This is a genomic window from Micromonospora sp. NPDC047730, assembly GCF_043204765.1.
Taxonomy (GTDB): Bacteria; Actinomycetota; Actinomycetes; order Mycobacteriales; family Micromonosporaceae; genus Micromonospora.
This window is the reverse complement of sequence record NZ_JBIDCU010000006.1, coordinates 1-23685: the sequence shown is the minus strand read 5'-3', so window position 1 is coordinate 23685 and position 23685 is coordinate 1. Positions and strand designations below refer to the sequence as shown.

Sequence of the window (23685 nt, the reverse complement as noted above, 5' to 3'; positions counted from 1 at the left end):
GCCGAAGACCCCACCGACCACGGTGGACTGTCTCGGCCGACCGGACGGACCGCCGCGCTGACCGTACCGTTCCCGCCCCCCGTCCCGTCAGATGCGGAAGGTGGGGCAGCAGGTGGTGAGCGGGGCGGCGTTCAGGTCGACGCCGTCTCCGGCGTCTCCGGCGACCAGGCGCCCCACCAGCAGACCCACCGGGATGGCCAGGCCGGCCAGGGCCGCCGTACGCAGCCCGAAGGCCACCACCGGGCTGGTCCGCGGCGCCCCGACCGGGCGCGCGTCGGCGGTGTCGTCGGTGGCGGGAACGTCGGCGGCGAGCTTCTCGGACATGATGTTCTCCTCAGATGAAAGGGTTGGTGGACGACGGCCAGCCGGTTCCGGCCAGCCGTGGGGTCGGTTCCAGGAGCAGCACGGACGGCACCCGCTCGGCCAGGCCGAAGCGCAGCAGGCCGTACCCGATACCGGCGAGCCCGGTCAGCAGGCCGGGGGTGAGCACACCACCGGGCGTCCCGCAGTAACGGGTGTGCCACTGCAACGTGTCCAGGATCAACGTGGCCCGCCGGCGCAGCGCGGCGGTCGCCGGCGGCCCGGCAGGCCCGGCGGCCAGGACGGTCAGGGCCTCGGCGATTCCCGACTCGCCGTGGCACAGGCTCAGGTCCTGGGCGGGGGGCCGGTCGGCGAGCTGCCGGACGAGGCGGGCCGGGCCCTCCGGGTCCGCGGTGTCGTCCCCGCCGGGCGACCGCTCGCATCCGGCGAGTGCGAGCGCCAGGCCGGCGGTGCCGCCGCACCACCCTGCCGAACTGGTCGGGGCGCCCTCGGCCTGCCGCAGCGCCCGGCGGCCGGCGTCCGCGTGCCGGGCGGATCCGCCGCTGGTGCCGGCGAACCGGCGTAGGGCGTACGCGATCCCGGCCGAGCCGTCGGCGAAGCCCGGCGGGCCGGCGGACCCGCCCACCGCATCGGCCAGCCGCTCGGCGCAGATCCCGGCCAGCGCCGCCGCCCGGTCGAGGCCCAGCTCGGCGTGGATCGAGGACATCGCGGCCAGGCAGCCGGCCCGGCCGGTCGCCCAGTCGTCACCGGCCGGGCCCGCGACAGCCACCTCGGCCAGCTCGACCGCCGTGCCCGCCCATCGGCCGATCTCCGGGTCGTCGAGCAGGTTGGTCAGCCGGGCCAGCCCGTAGGCCAGCCCGCCGAGACCGTGCAGGCCGCCGCAGCCGATCGCCGTGATCAGCTCCGGCCGGCCCGAGAGCAGGTCGAGCAGCCGGGGCGCCGCGGCGACCGCCCGGCGGGCCACCTCGCCGTAGCGGGCCACGCCGCTGATCCGGGCGAGCTGGCCGAGGAAGAGCGCGACCCCGAGGTACCCGTTGGCCAGCCCGGCTCCCATCGGCAGCAGCAGCCACTGCCGGTCGTCGACCAGTTCCAGGCCGAGCCAGTTCACCCGCTCCCGGCCGGGTACACCCCGGGCCACGAGCTGGTCGGCGATCGCGCACGCCGCCGCGACCAGCCGTTCGGGCGGGGCCGCCGTGCCGTGCAACGGCCCCGGCATCGAGGCGCCGTCCCGGTGCCCGGCCACCGGCCGGCGGGTGGCCAGGCTGGCCGCGATGACCCACTCCTGGTCCTGCCGGTCGGCCTCGCCGAGCCCGGCGATCCGGTCCAGCGCCGCCTCGACACCGCTACGGCGCAGCGGCACCGCGGTCGGCTCGCCGTCGGCCATCAGGTGATGGCTGTCGGCCCGGGCATGGAAGTAGGGGACGTCGCCGCGCCACAGCGCGACGATGTCGTGGCGCGCGAACACCGGGTCGCCGGGGGCCTGGGTCCGGTCATGGAGCAGCCCGAGGAACCGGTCCCGCTCCAGGCCGTCGCGGAGCAGGTCCGGGTGGGTGGCCTCGTCGAGCAGCGTCCGGTAGGTCCAGGTGGGGCGGACGACGAGCCGCACCGTCATCGCCGACGACGCCTCGACCAGCCCGCCGAACTCCTCGCGGTGCGCCTCGATCGCGTCGTAGCCGAGCCGGAAGCCCTCCAGTATGGCCGCCTCGTGGTCCTCCGGGTCGACCACCCGGTCACCGAGCCGGGGCTGGTTCAGCGCACCGTCGAAGGCGACCGCGCGGCGGACCAGGCGCATCCTGTCGGTGCCCGGGTCCGCCCAGTCGACCCGGCTGGCCGGACTCGGCCGTCCCGGGTCACCGCCGGAGCCGGAGAGGTCCATGATGCCCTGTTCGCCGACGACGATCAGCGGCAGCAGCGCGGTCCGGTGCACCGAGGCGACGAGCAGGTCGGCCGCCGGGTCGCCGCTGTCGACCGGCGGCCCCCAGAGCGGACGGAACAGGGTCTCGGCGTCGACCAGCACGGGATCCTCCGCACTGGCGATCAGGTTCTCGTAGTGCAGGTCGGTGGTGTTCAGCGCGTGGGCGAGCGCCAGCAGCGCGCCCTGCCGCCGGTAGAACCGGTGCGCGCCGTCCGGGTCGGTGAGCGGGGCCGCGGCCACGAACTCGGTCCAGCCGTGCTCGGCGCGGGCCAGGCAGGCCACCCCGCGGAGACCGACGGTGGGCACCACCCGGTTCAGCCAGTCCACGAAGGCCCGCAGCCGGACGTCCGGGCTCAGGTCGCGGGGCTTGTAGACCAGCCGCCTGCCGTCGGCGAACCGGACGATGGTCGTGGTCCGCCCGCCGCGGTGCGCGTCGCCCTGCTTGTCCTCGACCGCCACCAGCGGACCGGGGTCGGCGCCGTCGAGCAGGGCGTCCACCAGAGGGGCCCGGTCGGCGGCGTACCGGGTCACCAGCTCCAGCATGGCATCGGCGGCCTGGGTGGCGGCCTGCCCGAGCAGCCGCGCCAGGACCGGATGGTCGGCGAACAGCGCGGCCAGCCCGGCCGGGGCGCTCAGCCGGCGGACGAAGTCGGCGAACCGGGCGCGGCCGTCGGTGCCGGTCAGCCGACCGGCGGCCCGCTGGCGGTGTAGCTCCGCGACGAGGGTGCGGGCGGCCAGGCCGCCCAGTTGCCGGTCCAGGGTGGCGCCCAGCGCGGTGGCCAGCGCGGGCAGGTCGACCTGGGCGTCGGTCACCACCCGGCCGGCGTCCCGGCAGAAGCGGGCCGTCGCGTGGTCGACCAGCGGGCGCAACGGCAGGGCGAACGCCGCCCGCCAGTCCGTCGGGACCGGCGCCGACGGGGGGAGCGGCGCGGCGGCGCGTACCGCGGACTCGACCGGCGCCACCCAGGACGGCGGGTCGAGCCGCGCGGCGATCTGCGCGTCCTCCTCGGCCAGCAGCGCGAGCAGCCGGTTCTCGTCGACGGCCAGTTCGCCCAGCCGGACGTCCAGCGCGGGACCGTGCTCGGCGCGCCACCGGTCCAGCCGCTGCCGGGCGTGGTCGAGCCGGGCGCCGCCGACCGGGTCGGTGCCGCAGCCCGCGGCCACCCGCTCGTGCAGGGCTAGGCCGCGCGCCCACCAGCCCGGACCGAGCAGGTCCGGCTCGGTCGGGGCGAGGCTGTGCGGGCCGTCGGCCGTCGTGGTGTTCACCGGATAGAGGGTGCCAAGGGTCGGCGGCGAACTCATGCGTGGGATCCACCCAAATTCTCGCCGTCCCCGCTGGTCGCCGGCCGGGACGGGGCAACCCCGGCCGCGGCCTGCGCGGCCGGCTCGCCGAGGCCGATCGCCGGTGTGCCCGGCCGGAGACGGGTGCAGCGGTGCCGGGTGTCGGTGGCGCGGCGACACGGCGGGCGGCCGCCGGCGGGCCGGGCGGCGGAATTTGGGTGTACCGCACAGATGCGTCGGCACGCGATGTTGGTGAGTCTCCGACCTGTCAATCGGCCTGACCTCGATCGGAGCGACCGTGGAGTTTCGCGTACTGGGGCCGGTGAGCGCCTGGCGCGACGGCAGCGAGGTCCCGCTGGACGGCGCCAAGCAGCGCACCGTCCTGGCCGCGCTGTTGCTCGCCAGGGGGCGGACGGTGTCCGACGCCCAGCTCTGCCAGCTGCTCTGGGGCGAGCACCCGCCGGCGACCTTCGCCGCCCAGCTCTACAACTACGTCTCCCGGCTGCGCAGGTACCTCGGCGACGGGGTGGAGATCGTCCGGCAGTGGTCCGGGTACGTCATCCGGACCGGGGGCAGCCGGCTCGACATCGAAGAGTTCGAGCGGCTGGCCGGGCTGGGCCGGGACGCGCTGCGCGGCGGCCGGCACGAGGAGGCCGCGCAGTGGCTGCACGAGGCCCTGGCGTTGTGGCGCGGTACGACGCTCGCCAACGTCACCGACCACCTGGTCGAGGCCGAGGCGCATCGGATGAGCGAGCTGCGGACGGCGGCCCTGGAGCACCGGATCGAGGCCGACCTGATGCTGGGCCGGCAGGCCGAGCTGGTGCTGGAGCTGACCGACCTGGTCGCCGGTCAGCCGCTGCACGAGCGGTTGCGCAGCCAGCTGATGACCGCTCTGTTGCGGTGCGACCGCCAGGCCGACGCGCTGGCCGTCTACCACGAGGGTCGGCGGGTGCTCGCCGACGAGCTGGGGGTCGACCCGGGCCCCGCGCTGGTCGAGGCGTACCGGGCGGTGCTCGCCGGGTCCGCTCCGCCCGTCGCCGAGGTGGCACCGCGGGCCGAGCCGGGCTGGCGGGACGTACGTCCGGCGATGCTGCCACCCGGCGCGCAGGACTTCTGCGGCCGGGGCCAGGAGCTGCGGGAGCTGACCGGGCTGCTGGCCGAGTCGTCGTCGGCCGCGCCTCCGCGGGCCCTGCTGACCGGGATGGCCGGCGTCGGCAAGACGGCGCTGGCGCTGCGGGCCGCGCACCTGTGCCGGGGCGACTTCCCGGACGGGCAGCTCTACGCCGACCTGGGCGGCACCCGGGGCAACGCCACCGACCCGAGTGACGTGCTGGGCTGGTTCCTGCGCAGCCTGGGCAACACCGAGCAGGCGATCCCGAGGCGGCTCGACGAACGCGAACGCCTCTACCGCAGCCAGCTGGCCGGCCGCCGGATGCTGGTGGTCCTCGACAACGCCGCCGACTACGCGCAGGTCCGCCCGCTGCTGCCCGGCGACCCGTCGTGCCGGGTGATCCTGACCTGCCGCGGGCGCCTCTCCGAGCTGCCCGGCGTCACCCGCCTCGAGGTGGGCATCCTCGACCCGGCGCAGGCGCTGGACCTGTTCGCCACGATCGTCGGCCCGCAACGGGTGGCCGCCGAACCCGCGGCCGCCCACCGGATCGTGCAGTTGTGCGGCCGGCTCTCGATCGGCATCCGGGTGGCCGCGGCCCGGCTCATCGCCCGGCCGCACTGGTCCCTGCGGTACCTCGCGCAGCGGCTGGCCGACGAACGGTTCCGCCTGGACGAGCTGCGGCTGGGGACGCTGGACGTCCGGGCCCGCATCGAGGGCAGCTACCAGGGACTCGCGGCCGAGAGCCAGGTCGCGCTGCGCCGGCTGGCGCTGCTGGAGACGGCCGACTTCCCGATCTGGGTCGCCGCCCGGGTGCTCGGCGTGCCGCGCTGGGTCGGGGAGGAGGTGGCCGAGAACCTGGTCGACGCCCGGCTGCTGGAGATCGCCGGCTCGGACGGCGGGCGGCGGCAGCGGCACCGCTTCCACGACCTGGTGCGGGTCTTCGCCCGGGAGAAGGCCGACCCGGTGGACCGCCGGATGATGGCCGGTGGTCCACCGGCGTCCGCGGGGCCGCGCGTCCGTGTGCCCGCCTGAGCCCTCGGCACCGGCTCCGCGCGCCCGGCGGCCGGCACGGCGACGCGCACCGGTCGGCGGTATGGAGAAGATATAGCCGGCACCGGCACGGTCAGCAGGTGACCACCCTGATCCCGCCCGAGTGCGCGACCACCGCGCGGATCGACCTGACCCACGCCACCGCCGACGAGATCGTCGCCCGGGTCCGGCCCGACCGGGACGACCCGGTCTTCGCCGGGCACTACCCCGGATTCCCCCTGCTGCCGGGCGTCCACATCGTCGAGTACGTGCACCGCACGGTGCTCGCGGCGACGCCGGCAGCGGTCCTCGCCGAGCTGGTGTCCTGCCGGTTCCTCCACACCGTCGACCTGGACGACGAGCTGGTCGTCGCCGTCCGGTACGACGGCGGGCTGCGCCGTGGCACGGTCACCGTGTCCGGTGTCCCGGCCGCCGAGGTCGTGCTGCGCTACCAGGACGGAGACGACTGATGCTGGACAGCGACGACATCCGGCGGCTCATCCCGCACCGCCCGCCGATGCTCCTGGTCGACCGGGTCAGCGAGCTGGTGCCCCGGCGCCGGCTGGTGGGCAGCCTCACCGTCACCGGCACCCGGCCGCTGCCCGCCGTGCTGCTGCTGGAGTCGTGGGGGCAGGCCGCGCTGCTGCTGATCCGGCACGACCGGCCGATGCCCGACGTGCTGGCCGACGGGGTGCCGGTCGCGGGGGCCTTCGAGGGGATCCGTTTCGGCCGGCCGGTGCTGCCGGGCGAGACGGTCGAGCACCGGGTGGACCTGATCCGGCTGATCGCCGACACCGGCTTCGTCCGGGGCGAGAGCGTGGTCGGGTCCGAGGTGGTCATGCAGGTCGGTCGCCTGGTCGGCGCGGTGCGCCCGGCGGCCTCGCTCCGCCCCGCCGCCCTGGCCGGGGCATCCGACGTCAAGGAGTCGACATGAGTGAAATCCGACGACCGGTCGCCCTGGTCAGCGGCGGGTCCCGGGGGATCGGCCGGGCCGTGGTCCGGCAGCTCGCCGCGGACGGGTACGACGTGGCCTTCTGCTACCAGAGCAGCCAGCAGGCAGCCGAGAAGGTGGTCGCGGAGGTCGGCGAGGCCGGCGCCCGGGTGCTGGCCCGCCAGGTGGACGTCGCCGACCCGCAGCAGGTACGCGACTTCGTCTCCGGTGTGGAGCGGGAGCTGGGTGAGGTGGACGCGGTGGTGACCGTCGCCGGGATCATCCGCGACCGGCCGGTGGCGATGATGGCCGACGACGACTGGCGGTCGGTGATCGACGTCAACCTCGGCGGCGTCTACCACGTGTGCCGGGCGGCGATCCGGCGGATGATGCGGCGCCGCAGCGGCTCGATCGTCACGGTCTCCTCGGTGGCCGGCATCACCGGCAGCCCCGGCCAGACCAACTACTCGGCGTCCAAGGCCGGCATCATCGGCTTCACCAAGGCGCTGGCCAAGGAGGTCGGGCCGTACGGGATCAGGGTCAACACCGTGGCGCCCGGGTTCATCGAGACCGACATGCTCAGCAACCTGCCCACCTGGCTGACCGAGGGCATCCAGAAGCGGGCCGCGCTCGGCCGGCTCGGCCAGGTGGAGGAGATCGCCCCGGTGGTGACGTTCCTGCTGTCGGAGCGGGCCTCCTACCTGACCGGCCAGGTCGTCACGGTTGACGGTGGTCTGACCTTCTGACCCGCTGCGCGGCGAGCCGGGTCCGCATGGCCTCCAGGCGGACCCGGCTCGCCTGTGCGTGGGCCCGGCGTGCGGTGAGGCGCGGGTAGACCGTGCCGAGCAGCCGGGAGAACAGGTCGACCCGGCGGGCGTCCGCCCCGACGATGATCTTCACCCGGTTGCGCCGGACCCCGCGCAGGATGATCCGGGCGGCCTGCTCGGCCGACGTCGTCGCCTCCCGGGCGAACCGCTCCTGGATCCCGCCGTAGCCCAGTCCCCGGCCGGTCCGCGCGTTGCTGAAGATGTCGGTACGCACCTTGCCCGGGTAGACGCAGCTGACCGCCACCGGCACCTCGCCTACCCGCATCTCCTGGAGCACCGCCTCGGTGAACCCGCGCACGGCGAACTTGGCCGCGTTGTACGCGGTCTGCGCCGGCGCCGCGGTCAGCCCGTACATGCTGGAGACGTTCACCAGGTGGCCGCGGGAGGCGACGAGCAGCGGCAGGAACGCCCGGGTGCCGTGCACCACGCCCCAGAAGTCGACGTCCAGCACCCAGCGCATGTCGTCCCACCTGGCCTCGGTGATCGAGGCCAGCAGGGTCACCCCGGCGTTGTTGACCACCAGGTCGGCGCCGCCGAAGTCGGCGCGGACCGCCTTGGCGTGGGCCTGCACCGCCGCCCGGTCGGCCACGTCCAGCCGGTAGGTGCGTACCTCGGCGCCCCGCTCGGCGCACCTGGCCGCCGTCTTTTCCAGGCCGTCCTCCACCGCGTCGGACAGCGCCAGCCGGGCGCCCTGGGCGGCCAGCTCGACCGCCAGTGCCCGACCGATGCCCGAACCGGCTCCGGTGATGACCGCGACCTTGCCTCGGAAATCCTTCATGCGCGCTCCCTCGCGAGTCGGCGTGCCCGCCTGCGGCGACACACTTCGGCCCGCACGGTCTCGGGCCGGGCTATCTCTTTTCCATACCGGGCGCGATGTAGAGAAGTTATGAGAGCGCCGTCGAACACTCCCTCCGGACGGTGCCACCAGGACGCCGACCGGCATTGTGCGGAGGGAGCGATGGCGCGGATGACTGGCGCGGCAATCACCGGGCTCGGGGCGTACCGGCCGAGCAGGTTGATCACCAACGAGGAGATCGCCGAGGAGACCGGCGTGACGCCGGCGTGGATCGAGGAACGTACCGGCATCCGGTCGCGCTACCGGTCCGGGCCGGAGGAGACCGTGACGATGATGGCCGCCGAGGCCGGCGGGAAGGCGCTGGCCATGGCGAACGTCGACCCGGCCGACGTGGACCTGGTCATCCTCGCCTCGGCGACGAAGAAGGACCGCATCCCGGGCGGGGCGCCAGAGGTGGCCAGCCGCATCGGCATCACCGCCACCGGCGCGTTCGACCTGAACGCCGCCTGCGCCGGCTTCGCCTACTCGATCGGGATCGCGGCGAACGAGATCCGGGTGGGCAGCGCCCGCAACGTGCTGGTCGTCGGGGCCGAGCAGCTCAGCCGGTTCATCGACCGGGAGGACCCGGCCACGTACGTCATCTTCGGCGACGGCGCGGGCGCGGCGGTGGTCTCCGCCGCGGAGACCGAGGGCATCGGCCCCACGGTGTGGGGCAGCGACGGCCGACGGGCGGACATCCTCGGCACGAAGTGGGACGCCAACGGCCGGGAGTTCGCCAAGATGGACGGGCCGCTGGTCTACCGCTGGTCCACCAAGAACGTGCCGCGGGTGGCCCGCAAGGTGTGCGCCCTCTCCGGCATCGAGCTGTCGGACATCGACTGGTTCGTGCCGCACCAGGCGAACCTGCGCATCGTCGACCAGCTCGCCGAGATCCTCCAGATCCCGGACGAGAAGGTCGCCAGGGACATCGTCGACACCGGCAACACCTCGGCCGCGTCGGTGCCGCTCGCGCTGAGCCGGCTGCACGAGAGCGGCCGGACCACGCCTGGCGACCGCGTGATGCTGCTCGGCTTCGGGGCGGGACTCGCCTACGCCGGCCAGCTCATCCGGATGCCCTGACCACCTCGAACCGGACCACCAACCCCGAAAGGACCACGACCATGACGATGACCGTCGACCAGGTGTCCCTCGACGTCGTGCAGCTCACCCGCAAGCTGATGACCGAGGACGTCGACCGCGAGATCAACCCCGACGACGCGTTCGTCGACCTCGGCCTGGACAGCCTCAAGCTCGTCGACCTGCTCGCCGCGGCGGAAGCCCACTTCGACATCGAGGTCCCCGACGAGGAGGTCGGCAGCTTCACCAAGGTCCAGGACCTCACCGACTTCGTCCTCGCTGCCAGGTCCTCGGTGTGACCGAGGACGTCCGGGAGCTGTCGGTCGGGCAGCGGGCACTGTGGCTGGTCTACCGGCTGGCCCCGGACAGCCCGGCCAGCAACGTGGTGCACGGCCTGTACGTCGCACCGGCCCTCGACCCCGACCTGGTGCGCCGGGCGATGGCGGCGGTGCAGCCGCGGCACGACCTGCTCCGGTCCCGGTTCGTGCAGACGGACCAGGGACCGGTGCGGGTCGTGGACCCCGACCTCCGCTGCGAGGTCGAGGTGCACGACGTGCCCGACCTGGACGACGATGCCCTGCTGCGCCGCTGCCAGGAGTTCGGCGACCGGCCGCTGCGGCTGGAGCAGGACGGTCCGCTGCGGGCGGCGCTGCTGCGGCGGCGTACCGACTGTGTGCTGGTGGTGGTCATCCACCACATCGCCACCGACTTCCACTCGCAGCGGATCGTCTGGCAGGAGCTCGCCGAGGCGTACGGGGCACTGCAGGCCGGGCGGCCGGTGGAGCTGCCCCCCGTCACGGGCAGCTACGACGACTTCCTGGCCCGGGAGCGGGCGGCGCTGTCCGGCGAGCGCGGCGAACGGCTGCGCGCCTACTGGGACAGCGTCTGCGACGGGGCCACGGCGGCGACCCTGCCGACCGACCGGCCCCGCCCGCCGGTGCGCTCCTTCCGTGGCGGCGCGTTCACCCGGGCGTTCCCGGACGACCTCGCCGGACGGCTGCGGGAGACCGCGGCGGCGGCCAGGGTGACGCCGTACAGCGTGGTGCTCGCCGCGTTCGAGGCCACCATGTACCGCTACACCGGGCTCGGGGAGTTCACCGTCGGGTGTCCGGCCTCGCTGCGCCGGGGCCGGGCGCTGCGGGGGGTGGTCGGGTTGCTGGTCAACACGATCGCGCTGCGGGCGTCGTTCCATTCCGGCACCACGTTCGCCGAGGCGATCACCGCCGCGAGCCGGCAGCTGGCCGACGGCGTGGCGCACGCCGGCTACCCGTTCCCGCTGGTCCAGTCGGGCCGGCGCAACCGGGAACCGGCCGTGCGGGTGACCGTCACGCTGCTGGTGCACCAACACGACGACGACTTCACCGTCGAGCGGCACCACTTCGCCGGGCACCGCATCCGGCTGCTGGACATCCCGTACGACGAGGGCCAGTTCGACCTCTCGGTGACCCTCACCCAGTACCAGGACGGCAGCCTCCAGGCGGAGTTCGGGTACGACACCGACCTGTTCGACGAGGCGACCGTGCAGCGGCTGGCCGGGCACTTCCTCCAGATGCTGCGGGTGGCCTGCACGGCACCGGAGACGGTGGTGTCCCGGGCGGCCATGGTCGACGAGGCGGAGCTGGCCGACCTGCTGGCGCTCGGCACCCAGTAACCAGCGCGGTGGGCACCCCGCGCCGGCCCGGTACGACCGGTCGGCGACCCGCCGCGCAGGGCCGGATCCGGCCCGGTGCACCCCCCGTCGCCGGGCCGGATCCCGGTCGGCCCGCCGCCCGCGGCCGATCGGTGCGCCACGGGCCGGGGGAGCGGCCGGCGCGCACGGCCCCCGGACAGCCGGCAGGCCCGGCCGGGCACGGCGCCGGTATAGCAGCGATATAGCAGCGGCTGAGACCTTCTCGGCGTTGACAGTCCATTGTGGAGGGAGGAACGGTGCGCGAGGGCATCCTCTCGACGATCGGGAACACGCCGCTGGTGCAACTGGTCCGGTTGTTTCCGGAGTTTCCCTCCCGGGTCTTCGTGAAGCTCGAACGCTTCAACCCCGGCGGCAGCATCAAGGACCGCACCGCGCTCAACATGCTGCGCGACAAGATCAGCTCCGGGGAGCTGGTGCCCGGCCGGTCGGTGGTCGTCGAGTCCAGCTCGGGCAACCTGGCCATCGGCCTGGCCCAGGTCTGCGCGTATTACGGCATCCGGTTCATCTGCGTGGTCGACCCGAAGACCACCCGGCAGAACCTGGCGATCCTGACCGCGTACCGGGCGGAGATCGAGATGGTCGAGCACCCCGACCCGGTGACCGGCGAGTACCTGCCGGTCCGCCGCCGCCGGGTCCGTGAGCTGTGCGAGCGGATCCCGTACGCCTACCGCCCCGACCAGTACGCCAACCCGCTCAACGCCGCCGCCCAGCGGCGGACCATGGCCGAGATCGTGGCCGCGCTCGACGGGCGGGTCGACTACCTGTTCTGCTCCACCGGCACCTGCGGGACACTGGTCGGCTGCGCCGGCTACCTGCACGACCACGGGTTGTCCACCCGGGTGGTGGCGGTGGACGCGGTGGGCAGTGCCATCTTCGGCGGCGAGCCCGAATCCCGGCTGATCCCTGGGCACGGCGCCTCGATCGTGCCGCCGCTGGCCGCCGACGCGGCACCGGACGAGATCGTGCACGTCTCCGACCTGGACTGCGTGGTCGGCTGCCGGCTGCTGCTCAACCGGGAGGCCATCCTCGCGGGCGGCTCGTCCGGCGCCACCGTCGCCGCGCTGCGCCGGCGCATCGCGCAGATCCCCGCGGGCGCCACGTCCGTGCTGATCCTGCCAGACAACGGCGACCGCTACCTCGACACGATCTATTCGGATCAATGGGTCGTCCGGCACTTCGGCGAGATCACCCACCTGTGGAAGGACGAGTCATGCTGATCATCGGCCAGGCCGTGGTCCGGGACATCCTCGACGGCGACGACGCCCGGGTCGTGGACCTGGTCCGGGACGCCTACCTGCTGCACGACCAGGGCCGCAGCAGCCTGCCGCACTCGGTCTTCCTGCGGTTCCCCGAGCAGCCCCGGGACCGGATCATCGGCCTGCCGGCGTACCTCGGCACCGAACCGCCCGCCGCCGGGATCAAGTGGATCTCCTCCTTCCCCGGCAACCTGGCGCACGGCCTGGAGCGGGCCAGCGCCGCCATCGTGCTGAACTCGGTGCGCACCGGGCACCCGGTGGCCCTGGTCGAAGGCTCGGTCATCTCGGCCCGCCGCACCGCGGCCAGCGCGGCACTCGCGGCCGGCCTGCTCACCGCGCGCCGCCGCCCGGACGGCCTGGCGCTGATCGGCTGCGGCCTGATCAACCAGCAGGTGCTGCGGTTCGTGGCCGGCACCGTCGCCCCGCCCCCGGCGCTGACGCTGTTCGACACCGACCCGCACCGGGCCGCCGCCTTCGCCGAGGCCGCCCGCGCCCTGCTGCCCGGCGTGCCGGTGACGTCGGCCGCGACCGCCGAGGAGGCGATGGCCGCGCACCGGATGGTCTCGATTGCCACCACCGCCACCGAGCCCCACCTCGACCTGGACGCCTGCCGGCCCGGCGCGGTGCTGCTGCACCTGTCCCTGCGCGACCTGCGTCCCGAGGCGGTGCTGACGGTGCGCAACGTGGTCGACGACCCCGACCACGTCTGCCGCGAGCGCACCTCACTGCACCTGGCCGAGCAGCTCACCGGCGGCCGGGACTTCGTCTCCGCCACCATCGGCCAGCTCGCCGGCGGCCGGGTGCGGCTGCCCGACGACGACGTGCCGGTGGTGGTGTCCCCGTTCGGCCTGGGGGTGTTGGACCTCGTCCTGGCCGAGCACGTCCGCGCCACCGCCCACCGGCGAGGCCTGGGCGTACGCGTCGACGACTTCCTACCCGTGGCGGACGCCACCGTGGCGTCCACCTGATCCGCGAAGGAGTAGCAATGACCGACGACCGCAGCTACCGGGTGGTGCTCAACGACGAGGAGCAGTACTCGGTCTGGTGGACCGACCGGGAGCTGCCCGCCGGCTGGCGGGCCGAGGGCACCGAGGGCAGCCGCGACGAGTGCCTGGCCCGGATCGGCGAGATCTGGACCGACATGCGGCCGCTGAGCCTGCGCCAGCGCATGGAGTCCCAGGCCACGGCCTGACCCACGGCCCGACCCGACGCCCGCGCCCGGTCCCCCCGAGGAGGAGCACCATGAGCATCGTTCCGCCCGCGGCGCCCGCAGCCGCAGCCGCCGCCCTGGGGGCCGGCACCCTGTCCGAGCTGATCGCCCGGCAGGCCGCGCTGACACCCGCCGCGACCGCGGTACGCGACGACACCGAGCGGCTGGACTACGCCGGGCTGGACCGGCGGGCCAACCAGCTCGGGCGGTACCTGGCCGGGCTGGGCGTGGGTCCGGAGTCGCTGGTCGCGGTCAACCTGGACCGCGGCGTCGACCTGGTGGTCGCGCTGCTGGGGGTGTGGCGCGCCGGCGCCGCGTACCTGCCGCTGGACCCGGCCCACCCGGCCGAACGGCGGCGGTGGATCCTCGCCGACAGCGGCGCCGACGTGCTGCTCACCCGGGCCGCCCTGCGCGACGAGGCGGCGCCCGGCCGGGTGGTCTGCGTGGACACCGACCGGGCCCGGATCGCCGCCGTCCCCGCCACCGCGCCGGTACCGGCACCCGACCCGGATGCCGTCGCGTACGCCATCTACACCTCCGGGTCCACCGGCCGCCCCAAGGGGGTGCTGATCACCCACGGCGGCATCGGCAACCGGGTGACCTGGACGATCCGGGAACACGGCCTCGGCCCCGCCGACCGGGTGCTGCAGAAGACCTCGGTCAGCTTCGACGCGGCGGGCTGGGAGTTCTTCGCCCCGCTGGCCAGTGGCGGCACCGTGGTACTGGCCCCGGACGGGGCGCACCGCGACCCGGCCGCCCTCGTCGCCGCCGTCGCCCGGCACCGGATCACCGTCCTGCAGGGCGTGCCGTCGGTGTTCGGGCTGCTGGTCGACCAGCCCGGCTGGGCCGGGTGCACCAGCCTGCGGCTGGTCTTCTCGGCCGGCGAACCGTTGCACGCCGAACTGTGCCGGCGGTTGGCCGTCACCCCCGAGGTGCGGGTGTGGAACACCTACGGCCCCACCGAGTGCGCCATCGACGTGACCGCCCACCCGGTCGACCCGGGGCAGCCGACCGGGCCGGTGCCGATCGGGCGCCCGCTGCCCAACGTCCGCGTCCAGGTGCTCGACGCCGACCGGCGGCCCGTGCCGGTGGGCGTGGTCGGCGAACTCTACGTCGGCGGGGCCAACCTCGGCCGGGGCTACCTCAACCGGCCGGACCTGACCGCCGAGCGGTTCGTGCCGGACGAGTACGGGCCGCCGGGCGCCCGCCTCTACCGCACCGGTGACCAGGTGCGCTGGCGCGGCGACCGGACCCTGGAGTTCGTCGGGCGGGTCGACCACCAGCTCAAGGTCAACGGCGTCCGGATCGAACCGGCCGAGGTGGAGGCGGTGCTCGCCGCCCACCCGGACGTCCGGGCGGCGGTGGTGGTGGGGCACACCGACCCGGCCGGCCGGCGGCAGCTCGCCGCGTACGTCGCCGGCCGGCGGCAGCTCACCCCGGCGGAGCTGCGGGCCCACTGCGTCGGCCGGCTGCCCGAGGCACTGGTGCCCGCCGTGTTCCAGCCCGTGGCGGAGTTTCCGCTCACCGCCAGCGGCAAGATCGACCGGTCCGCGCTGCCGGCGATCGACCCCCTCGACCGGCCGGCGGTACGCCCGCCGCGCACCGCCGCCGAACGCACCGTCGCCGCCGTCTGGAGCGAGCTGCTCGGCGTCGACGAGGTGGGCCTCGACGACGACTTCTACCAGCTCGGCGGCTCCTCGCTGGTGACGCTGCGGCTGGAGAGCCGGCTCAGCGAGGCCGCCGGCGGCACGGTGGCGCTGCGCGACCTGCTCGCCGCGACCACCGTGGCCACGCAGGCTCGGCTGGTGGAGACGGCCAGGCCCGCCGCCGCGCCCGTGCTCCCGGTGGGACGCGACCGGCCCCTGCCGCTCTCGGCCGCCCAGCACCGGCTCTGGATGCTCGATCAGCTCGACCCGGGCAGCAAGGAGTGGGTCGTCCCCCTCCACGTGCGGCTGCCCGCCACCGTCCATCCCGACCACGTCCGGGCGGCCCTGCGCGCGCTCGAGGCGCGGCACGAGCCGCTGCGCACCCGCTACCTGGTCGTCGACGGCGTGGCCCGGCAGCAGGTCGTGCCGCCGGGGGAGGTCGCCCTCCAGGTGCGCGACGTCAGCCACGGCGGGCTCCCCGAGCTGGTCGCCGCGCAGCTCGGCCGGGGCTTCGACCTGGGCACCGGACCACTGTGGCGGGCCGGGCTGGCCACCGCCGCCGGCCGGGACCACCTGCTGGTGCTGGCCGTGCACCACATCGCCTCCGACGCCGGCACCGCCCTCGTCCTCGAACGGGACCTGCGCGAACTGTGCCGCGCCGCCGCCGAGGGACGCCCGGCGGACCTGCCGGAGCTGTCTGTGCAGTACGCCGACTACGCGGTCTGGCAACACCGGCAGCTCACCGACGAGGTCGTCGGGCGGGAGCTGGCGTACTGGCGGGAGGCGCTGGCCGGGCTGCCCGAGCTGACGCTGCCGCTGGACCGGCCACGCCCGACCGAGCGGGACGCGCAGGGCGCGATGCTCGGCTTCACCGTACCGGCGGACGTCGCCGGCGCCCTGACCGAGCTGGGCCGGCACTGCGGGGCCACCCCGTTCGCCACCCTGCTGACCGGCTTCGCCGCCCTCCTCGCCCGCTACACCGGGCAGTGGGACGTGCCGGTCGGCACGCCCACCTCCGGGCACCGGCCGCCCGAGGTCGCCCAGACCGCCGGCATCTTCCTCAACCCGGTGGTGCTGCGCTGCCCGCTGGACCCGGCGTCCACCTTCGCGCAGGCGGTCCGGGAGGTACGCGCCCGGGCCGCCGCCGCCCTGGCCCACCAGGACCTGCCCTTCGACCGCGTGGTGGACGAGCTGGTCGGCGAGCGGGACCTCGCCCGCACCCCGCTCTACCAGGCGATGCTGAACTACCAGGAGGGCGGGATCACCGGCCGGGTGGCCGACGACCCGCACGCGGTCGACGCGCTGCGGCAGGCGTCCACCGTGGCCAAGACCGACCTGACCGTGCACCTCTGGCCGCAACCGGACGGCTCGCTCGCCGGAGCCGTGGAGTACGCCACCGCCCTGTTCGACGAGTCCACCGCGCGGCGCCTGGCCGACCACTTCGTCCGGCTGCTGCGTGCCGCCGCCGACCGGCCGGACGCCCGCCTCGACGAGCTTGACCCGTTCTCGGCCGAGGAGCGGCACCGGCTGCTGCACGGGTGGAACGGGCCGACCGTGCCCCGCCCGGCCACCACCGTGGCCGACCTGTTCGAGGCACGCCGCACGGCGAACCCGCAGGCCGTGGCGCTGCGGCACGCCGGGGCGAGCACCAGCTACGCCGACCTGGACGGCCGGGCCAACCAGTTCGCCAACCACCTGCGTCGGACGGGCGTCACGCCGGGCGCGGCCGTCGCCGTGCTGCTGGACCGGGGGCCGGACCTGGTCGCCGCGATCCTCGGATGCTGGAAGGCGGGCGCCGCCTGCGTCCCGCTCGACCCCTCGTACCCGGCGGAGCGGATCGGCTACATGCTCGACACGGCCGGCGCCGGTCTCGCCGTCACCGCCTCGCGGTACGCCGACCGGTTCGTGGTGCCCAGCCTCCAGGTGGACACCCACCGGCTGATGGTCAGCGCCGAACCGACCACCGCGCCGCCCCGCGACCTCGACCCGGCGCAGCCAGCGTACGTGCTGTTCACCTCCGGGTCGACCGGCCGGCCCAAGGGCGTGCTGCTCTCCCACGCCGCGGTGACGAACTTCCTGGCCTGCGCCACGGAGACCGAGGCGCTCGGCGACCGGGGCGGCCGCCCGGCCGGGGGCGGGGCGCCGCTGTTCTCCACAATCGCCTTCGACCTGTCGATCTCCAACCTCTGGGGGCCGCTGGTGGCCGGGCAGCCGGTGACGCTGCTCCCGCCGGAGTTCGACCTCACCGGGCTCGGCGCGCTGCTGCTGGCCGCCGGGCCGTACGACCGGTTCATCATGACGCCTCCGCACCTGGAACTGCTCGCCACGCAGGTCGACGCCGCGCAGGCGCAGCGGCTGGCCGGCCAGCTCTGGGTGGCGGGCGGGGTGCTGCGCCGGGCGGTGGCGAACCGGTGGCGGGACCTGCTCGGCCCGGCCGGCCTGATCAACACGTACGGCCCCACCGAGACCACCGTGATCATGTCGGCGTACCCGGTCGTGGAGCCGCAGACCAGCGAGATCGTGCCGATCGGCCGGCCGATGGCGAACACCGTGGTGCGGATCCTGGACGACGCGATGCGGCTGCTGCCGGTCGGCGCGGTCGGCGAGCTGTACATCGGCGGGGCGTGCCTGGCCACCGGCTACGCCGGCCGGCCGGAACTGACCGCCGACCGCTTCGTCCCCGACCCGTTCGGCCCGCCGGGCTCCCGGCTCTACCGCAGCGGCGACCTGGGCCGCTGGCTGCCCGACGGCACGATGGCCTTCGTCGGCCGGGTGGACGACCAGGTCAAGGTCCGCGGCTACCGGATCGAGCCCGGCGAGGTCAGCGCCGTCGTCGCCCAGCACCCGGGCGTACGCGACTGCGTGGTCCTCGCCCACCAGGACCGGCTGGTCGCCTTCTACTGCGGCGAGGCCACCGACCTGCCCGCGCACTGCGCCCGGCAACTGCCCGACTTCATGGTGCCCAGCCTGTTCGTGCCGCTGGAGCGGATCCCGCTCAACGCCAACGGCAAGGTCGACCGGGACGCCCTGCGCGGCCGGCTCGACGCGGCGCTCGCCGACGGCACCGCCGACGCCACCGAGTTCGTCGCCCCGCAGACCGTGGCCGAGAAGCGGATCGCCGCGATCTGGGCGGAGATGCTGGACGCGCGGATCGGCGCCAACCACAACTTCTTCCTCCTCGGCGGGCACTCGGTGCTCGCCGCCCGGCTGATCGCCGCCCTCCAGGAGGAGTTCGATCTCGACCTGCCGATCCGCCTGGTGTTCGAGCACCCCACGGTGCACGCCCAGGCGATCGCCATCGAAGACCTGATCCGGGCCGAGGTCGACGCGCTGGGCGACGCCGACCTGACCCACGACCTGTCGCGATCCGAGGAGTACCCGGCATGACCAGCACCGCCAACGAGCCGAACCTGCGTGAAGAACTCGTCCAGCGCCGGCTGGCCGGCCGTCGTACGGGTCGCCGGGACCGGATCCCGACCGCCGACCGGTCGGGGGACCTGCCGCTGTCCCACGGCCAGCAGCAGATGTGGTTCCTCAACCGGATGGACCCCACCAGCGGGGAGTTCCTGGTCTCCTCGGCGCTGCGGCTGCGCGGCCGACTCGACGGGGCCGCGCTGGGCCGCGCCCTCGACGCCCTGGTCGCCCGGCACGAGATCCTGCGCACCCGCTACGCCCTCGCCGGCACCCAGCCGGTGCAGGTGATCGACCCGCCCGCCCCGCGCGACCTGCCGGTGGTGGACCTGACCGACCGGCCCGCCGCCGACCGCGAGGCCGCCGCCGCCACGCTGCTGGCCGAGACCGCGGCCACCGGCTTCGACCTGGCGCGGGACTGGCCGGTCCGGGCCGTGCTGGTCCGGCTGGACACCGACGAGCACGTCCTCGCCCTGGTGCTGCACCACATCGCCTGCGACGCGCCCTCCGTGGCGGTGCTCACCGGCGAACTGGCCGAACTGTACGCCGCCTTCCACGCCGGCGCCGAGCCCCGGCTGCCGGAGCCCGCCGTGCAGTTCGCCGACTTCGCCGCCTGGCAACGCGGCCGGCTGCGTGACGAGCGGGTGGCCCGGTCGATCGACTACTGGCGGGACCAGCTCGCCGGGCTGACCCCGGTGGAACTGCCGGCCGACCGGACCCGGCCGAAGAGCCGGGACTGGCGCGGCTCCTCGGTGCCGTTCGCGCTGACCGCCGACCTCTCCGCCGCGCTGCGCGGCCTCGCCCGCGACACCGGCACCACCGTCTTCGTCACCCTGCTCAGCGCCTTCCAGGCGCTGCTGTCGCGCTACACCGGCCGGACCGACCTGGCCGTGGGCACGGTGTCGTCGGCGCGGACCCGCTCGGAACTGCGCAACCTGGTCGGTTACGGCATCGACAACCTGGTCCTGCGCGGCCGGTGGAGCGGCGACCTGTCGTTCGCCGGCCTGCTGGAGCTGAACCGGGCCACCGTGCTGGACGCCTTCGACCACGCCGACGCCCCGTTCGCGCTCCTGGTCGACGAGCTGGAACCCGAGCGGGACCTTTCCCGCACCCCGCTCTACCAGGTCGCCTTCACCCTCCAGTCCGAGCCGCCGGCGACCCGCTGGCCCGGCGACCTGGCCGTGGAGCCGGTCGAGCTGCCGCTGCGCTCGTCCAAGGTGGACCTCACCCTGCACGTGCTGGAGGGCGCCGACGGCCGGCTGCGCGGCCGCTTCGAGTACGCCACCGCCCTGTTCGACCGCGCCACCGTCGAGCGGGCCGCCGACCACCTGGTCCGGCTGCTCGACCACGTGGCGACCGACCCGCTGGCCCGTCTCTCCGAACTGGCCATCCTCGGCGACGCCGAGCTGGCGCTGGTCACCCGGGGCCCGGCCACGAACGACCCCGTCACCGGCACCGTGCACGGCCGGTTCGAGGCGGCCGCGGCGGCCCACCCGGACGCGGCGGCGCTCACCGTCGCCGACACCACCCTCAGCTACGCCGAGCTGAACGCCGCCGCCAACCGGCTCGCCCACTGGCTGCGCGCCCACGGCGCCGGCCCGGAGCGGCTGGTCGGGGTCCACCTGGACCACGGGCCCGACCTGGTGCCGGCCCTGCTCGGCGTGCTCAAGTCAGGCGCGGCGTACCTGCCGCTCGACCCGGCCTCGCCGGCCGACCGGCTCGACTTCATGATCGCCGACGCGGGCGCGGAGATCGTGCTGACCAGCACTGCCCAGCGGGACCGGTTCGCCGGCTTCGCCGGGACCGTGGTGCTGCTGGACGACCCCGGCTTCGCCGCCGAGCTGGCCGCCCAGCCCGCCACCGACCCTGCCGTGGCCGCGGACGTGGACAACCTCTGCTACGTCATCTACACCTCGGGCTCCACCGGCCGCCCCAAGGGGGTCGCGGTGGCCCACCGGCAGGTGCTGCGCCTGCTCACCGTCACCGCCGACGACTACCGGTTCGGTCCGCACGACGTGTGGGCGCTGCTGCACTCGTACGCCTTCGACGTCTCGGTCTGGGAGATCTGGGGCTGCCTGCTGCACGGCGGCCGGCTCCTGGTGGTGCCCCGCGCGGTGATCCGCTCGCCGCAGGAGCTGCTCGACCAGCTGGTCGCGCATCGGGTCACGGTGCTCAGCCAGACGCCCTCGGCGTTCCGCGCCCTGGTTCGCCTGGCCGCCGACGGTGACCCCCGGGTGGACCGGCTCGCCCTGCGGGTGGTCACCTTCGGCGGCGAGAAGCTGGAGTTCGCCGAGCTGACGCCCTGGGTGGCCCGCCGCGGCCTGGACGCGCCGCGACTGATCAACATGTACGGGATCACCGAGACCACCGTGCACACCACGTACCACCGGGTCACCGCCGACGAGGTCGGCGGCTCGGCCAACCCGATCGGCGCGCCGCTGTCGGACCTGACGGTCCACCTGCTCGACGCCGACGGCCGGCCGGTGCCGGTCGGCGTGCCCGGCGAGATCCACGTGGGCGGCCCGGGGGTGGCCCGGGGCTACCTCGGCCGCCCCGAGCTGACCGCGCAGCGGTTCGTGCCGGACCCGTGGGGGCCGCCCGGGTCGCGGCTGTACCGCAGCGGCGACCTGGCCCGGCGGCACGCCGACGGGCGACTGGAGTTCATCGGCCGCATCGACCACCAGGTCAAGATCCGCGGCTACCGGGTCGAGCTGGGCGAGATCGAGGCCGCGCTGACCGCCCTGCCCGGCGTTCGGGACGCGGTGGTGGTGCTGCGGGAAGACAACCCGGGCGACCGGCGGTTGACGGCGTACCTGGTGGCCGGCGACGACCCGATGCTGCTGCGCCCGTCGCAGCTGCGCGCGGCGCTGGGCCGGACGCTGCCCGAGTACATGATCCCAGCGGCGTTCGTGCCGCTGACCCGGATCCCGCTGACCAACAACGGCAAGCTCGACCGGGCCGCGCTGCCCGCCCCGGACCGGTCGGTGGCCGCCGTCGAGCGGCCGTACGTGGCCCCGCGCACCACCGTGGAGCAGCAGCTCGCCGACATCTGGACCGCCACGCTCGGGCTGGACCGGGTCGGCGTGCAGGACGGCTTCTTCGACCTCGGCGGCGACTCCATCCGCGCCGTGGCGCTGGCCGGCGCGCTGCGCGACGCGCACTTCGACGTGGAGGTCCGGGACATCTTCGAGCGGCGTACCGTCGCCGAGTTGGCCGAACTGCTCACCGCGCGGCCCGCCGCCGAGCCGGAGCCGACGGTCACGCCGTTCGCGCTGGTCGGCGACGCCGACCGCGCCGCGCTGCCTGCCGGCGTGGTGGACGCCTACCCGTGCACCCAGGGACAGCTCGGCATGCTCGTCGAGCTGCTGGCCGACACCGAGCAGAACCACTACCACAACGTGACCAGCTATCGGGTGCGTGACGAGGGGGAGTTCTCCCTGGACGCGCTGCGCGCCGCCGCGGCGCTGCTGGTGCGGCGGCACGAGGTGCTGCGGACCTCGTTCGACCTGACCGGCTACTCCGTGCCGATGCAGCTGGTGCACGCCACCGCCGAGCTGGCCGTCACCCACGACCGCAGCCTCGCCACCGACCGGGCCGAGCTGGAACGGGAACTGCACGACTTCATTGCCGTCGAGCGGACCCGACTGTTCGACCTGGACCACCCGTCGCTGCTGCGGCTGCACGCCCGGACCTGCCCGGACGGCAGCTGGTGGCTGACCCTCACCGAGTGCCACCCGATCCTGGACGGGTGGAGCTACCACTCGCTGATCATGGAGCTGGTCCGCGACTACCGGCGGATCCGCGCCGGTGAGCCGGTGCCGCCGCGACCGACCCCCTCGGTGCGCTTCGCCGACGCGGTCGCCGCCGAGCGGCGGTCGGTGACCGGCGACGCGGACCGCGAGTTCTGGCGCCGCGCGCTGGCTGGCCGGACCCGGCACGAGCTGCCCACCGGCTGGGGCGACCCGGACGCACCGGAGGGGGCCAAGCACGAGCGCTGGGTGCCGGTGCAGGACCTCGAACCCGCGCTGCGCGGCCTGGCCCGGCGCCTCGGCGTGCCGTTCAAGTCGGTGATGCTGGCCGCACACCTGAAGGTGATGAGCCAGCTCAGCGCCGCCGGGCGGTTCTACACCGGCCTGGTCTGCAACATCCGGCCCGAGGTGGCCGGCGCCGACCGGGTGTACGGCATGCACCTCAACACCGTGCCGGTCGGCTACGACGGATCGGCCGCCACCTGGGCGGAGCTGATCCGGCGGACCTTCGAGGCCGAGCTGGAGCTGTGGCCGCACCGGCGCTACCCGCTGTCGACCCTGCAACGGGAGATCGGCGAGGACGCCCGCATGCTCGACGTGCGGTTCAGCTACCACGACTTCCACCAGATCGACGCTGCCGACATCGACTACGCCGAGTCGATCGACGACAGCCCCACCGAGTTCCCGCTCGGCGTGTTCAGCCGGCTCGGCTTCCTCACCCTCCAGGCCAGCCGCCGGCACGTCGGCCAGGACGCCCTGCGCCGCCTCGGTGGCATGTTCCGGGCGGTGTTGGAGGCGATGGTCGCGGATCCGGACGGGGACGCGCGGGTGGTGTGTCTGTCGGCGGACGAGGTGCCGGTGGTGCTGGCCGACGACGTGGACTCGGTGGAGCCGGTGTCGGGTTCGGTGTTGGGGTGGTTCGAGGAGCAGGTGGTTCGGGTGCCGTCGGCCGAGGCGGTCAACGGTGTCGGGTTTGCGGAGTTGGATGCGCGGGCGGCGGGGTTGGCGGCGTGGTTGGGGTCGTCGGGTGTCGGTCGTGGTGCGGTGGTGGGGGTGCTGCTGGATCGGGGGCCGGATCTGGTCGCGGCGATGTTGGCGGTGTGGAAGGTGGGGGCGGCGTACGTGCCGGTGGACCCGTCCTATCCGGCCGGCCGGGTGGAGGCGATGCTGGCCGACGCGGGTGCGGTCCGGGTGCTGACGTCGGCGCGGTACGCCGACCGGTTCACGGCCGGCGTCGAGGTGCTGGCCGTGGAGCAGGTCCCGCCGGTCGGGGAGCTGCCGCCGTCGGAGCCGCCGACGGTGGATCTGGACGATCTGGCGTATGTGATCTTCACGTCGGGGTCGACGGGTCGGCCGAAGGGTGTGCAGGTCACGCATCGGGGGTTGGCGAACCATG

General features: G+C 74.7%; 15 protein-coding genes. 12 read left to right on the top strand and 3 right to left on the bottom strand.

Going from position 1 to position 23685, the window contains the following annotated elements; genetic code table 11:
- Positions 1–87: 87 nt before the first annotated feature.
- Both ACGF5G_RS16220 and ACGF5G_RS16215 read right to left on the bottom strand, forming a co-directional pair.
- A complete protein-coding gene (locus ACGF5G_RS16220; RefSeq protein ID WP_393263362.1) occupies positions 88–324 on the bottom strand; it encodes a hypothetical protein in 237 nt (78 codons plus the stop codon).
- A gap of 10 nt (positions 325–334) precedes the next feature.
- A complete protein-coding gene (locus tag ACGF5G_RS16215) occupies positions 335–3502 on the bottom strand; it encodes a type 2 lanthipeptide synthetase LanM family protein (protein WP_393263361.1) in 3168 nt (1055 codons plus the stop codon).
- Positions 3503–3815: 313 nt separating this feature from the next.
- Between ACGF5G_RS16215 and ACGF5G_RS16210 the strand changes: the two genes are divergently transcribed.
- The 4 genes from ACGF5G_RS16210 to fabG all read left to right on the top strand — a co-directional run bounded on the left by ACGF5G_RS16210 (position 3816) and on the right by fabG (position 7334).
- Positions 3816–5660, top strand: coding sequence for a BTAD domain-containing putative transcriptional regulator (locus ACGF5G_RS16210; protein ID WP_393263359.1), 1845 nt, complete (start codon positions 3816–3818; stop codon positions 5658–5660).
- Between the two features lie 98 nt (positions 5661–5758).
- Positions 5759–6127: a hypothetical protein gene (locus ACGF5G_RS16205; protein ID WP_357694972.1), complete on the top strand. Its 369-nt coding sequence runs from the start codon at positions 5759–5761 to the stop codon at positions 6125–6127.
- Positions 6127–6591, top strand: coding sequence for a 3-hydroxyacyl-ACP dehydratase FabZ family protein (locus ACGF5G_RS16200; protein ID WP_393263357.1), 465 nt, complete (start codon positions 6127–6129; stop codon positions 6589–6591). Before ACGF5G_RS16205 ends, ACGF5G_RS16200 begins: the two co-directional genes overlap by 1 nt.
- Positions 6588–7334 carry a 3-oxoacyl-[acyl-carrier-protein] reductase gene (gene fabG, locus ACGF5G_RS16195; protein ID WP_393263355.1) on the top strand — a complete coding sequence of 249 codons (747 nt, stop codon included), beginning with the start codon at positions 6588–6590 and terminating at the stop codon, positions 7332–7334. Before ACGF5G_RS16200 ends, fabG begins: the two co-directional genes overlap by 4 nt.
- On the opposite strand, the gene ACGF5G_RS16190 is transcribed toward fabG, so the two are convergent.
- Positions 7306–8193, bottom strand: a complete 888-nt coding sequence (locus ACGF5G_RS16190) for an SDR family NAD(P)-dependent oxidoreductase (RefSeq protein WP_393263353.1) — start codon at positions 8191–8193, stop codon at positions 7306–7308. The two genes, fabG and ACGF5G_RS16190, sit on opposite strands and share 29 nt — an antisense overlap.
- A 189-nt stretch (positions 8194–8382) precedes the next feature.
- On the opposite strand from ACGF5G_RS16190, the gene ACGF5G_RS16185 reads away from it, so the two are divergent.
- From ACGF5G_RS16185 to ACGF5G_RS16150, 8 genes are all read left to right on the top strand, one after another.
- Positions 8383–9330 carry a beta-ketoacyl-ACP synthase III gene (locus ACGF5G_RS16185; protein WP_393263352.1) on the top strand — a complete coding sequence of 316 codons (948 nt, stop codon included), beginning with the start codon at positions 8383–8385 and terminating at the stop codon, positions 9328–9330.
- A gap of 41 nt (positions 9331–9371) precedes the next feature.
- The gene (locus ACGF5G_RS16180) at positions 9372–9626 is read left to right on the top strand and encodes an acyl carrier protein (RefSeq protein ID WP_393263350.1); all 255 of its coding nucleotides are present in this window, start codon (positions 9372–9374) and stop codon (positions 9624–9626) included.
- A complete protein-coding gene (locus ACGF5G_RS16175) occupies positions 9623–10978 on the top strand; it encodes a condensation domain-containing protein (protein WP_393263348.1) in 1356 nt (451 codons plus the stop codon). The genes ACGF5G_RS16180 and ACGF5G_RS16175 overlap by 4 nt, the downstream gene beginning before the upstream one ends.
- 287 nt (positions 10979–11265) lie before the next feature.
- Complete coding sequence (gene sbnA, locus ACGF5G_RS16170) at positions 11266–12234, top strand: 2,3-diaminopropionate biosynthesis protein SbnA (protein ID WP_357695176.1); 969 nt, start codon at positions 11266–11268, stop codon at positions 12232–12234.
- Entirely contained in the window at positions 12228–13241 is a 1014-nt protein-coding gene (gene sbnB / locus ACGF5G_RS16165) for a 2,3-diaminopropionate biosynthesis protein SbnB (RefSeq protein WP_393263346.1), read from the top strand. Before sbnA ends, sbnB begins: the two co-directional genes overlap by 7 nt.
- Before the next feature lie 17 nt (positions 13242–13258).
- A complete protein-coding gene (locus ACGF5G_RS16160; protein WP_357694956.1) occupies positions 13259–13465 on the top strand; it encodes an MbtH family NRPS accessory protein in 207 nt (68 codons plus the stop codon).
- A gap of 50 nt (positions 13466–13515) precedes the next feature.
- Positions 13516–18516, top strand: coding sequence for an amino acid adenylation domain-containing protein (locus ACGF5G_RS16155; RefSeq protein ID WP_393263344.1), 5001 nt, complete (start codon positions 13516–13518; stop codon positions 18514–18516).
- Positions 18513–23685, top strand: a 5173-nt coding sequence (locus ACGF5G_RS16150; protein WP_393263342.1) for an amino acid adenylation domain-containing protein, incomplete at its 3' end; no start/stop codon positions are given. The genes ACGF5G_RS16155 and ACGF5G_RS16150, both read left to right, overlap by 4 nt.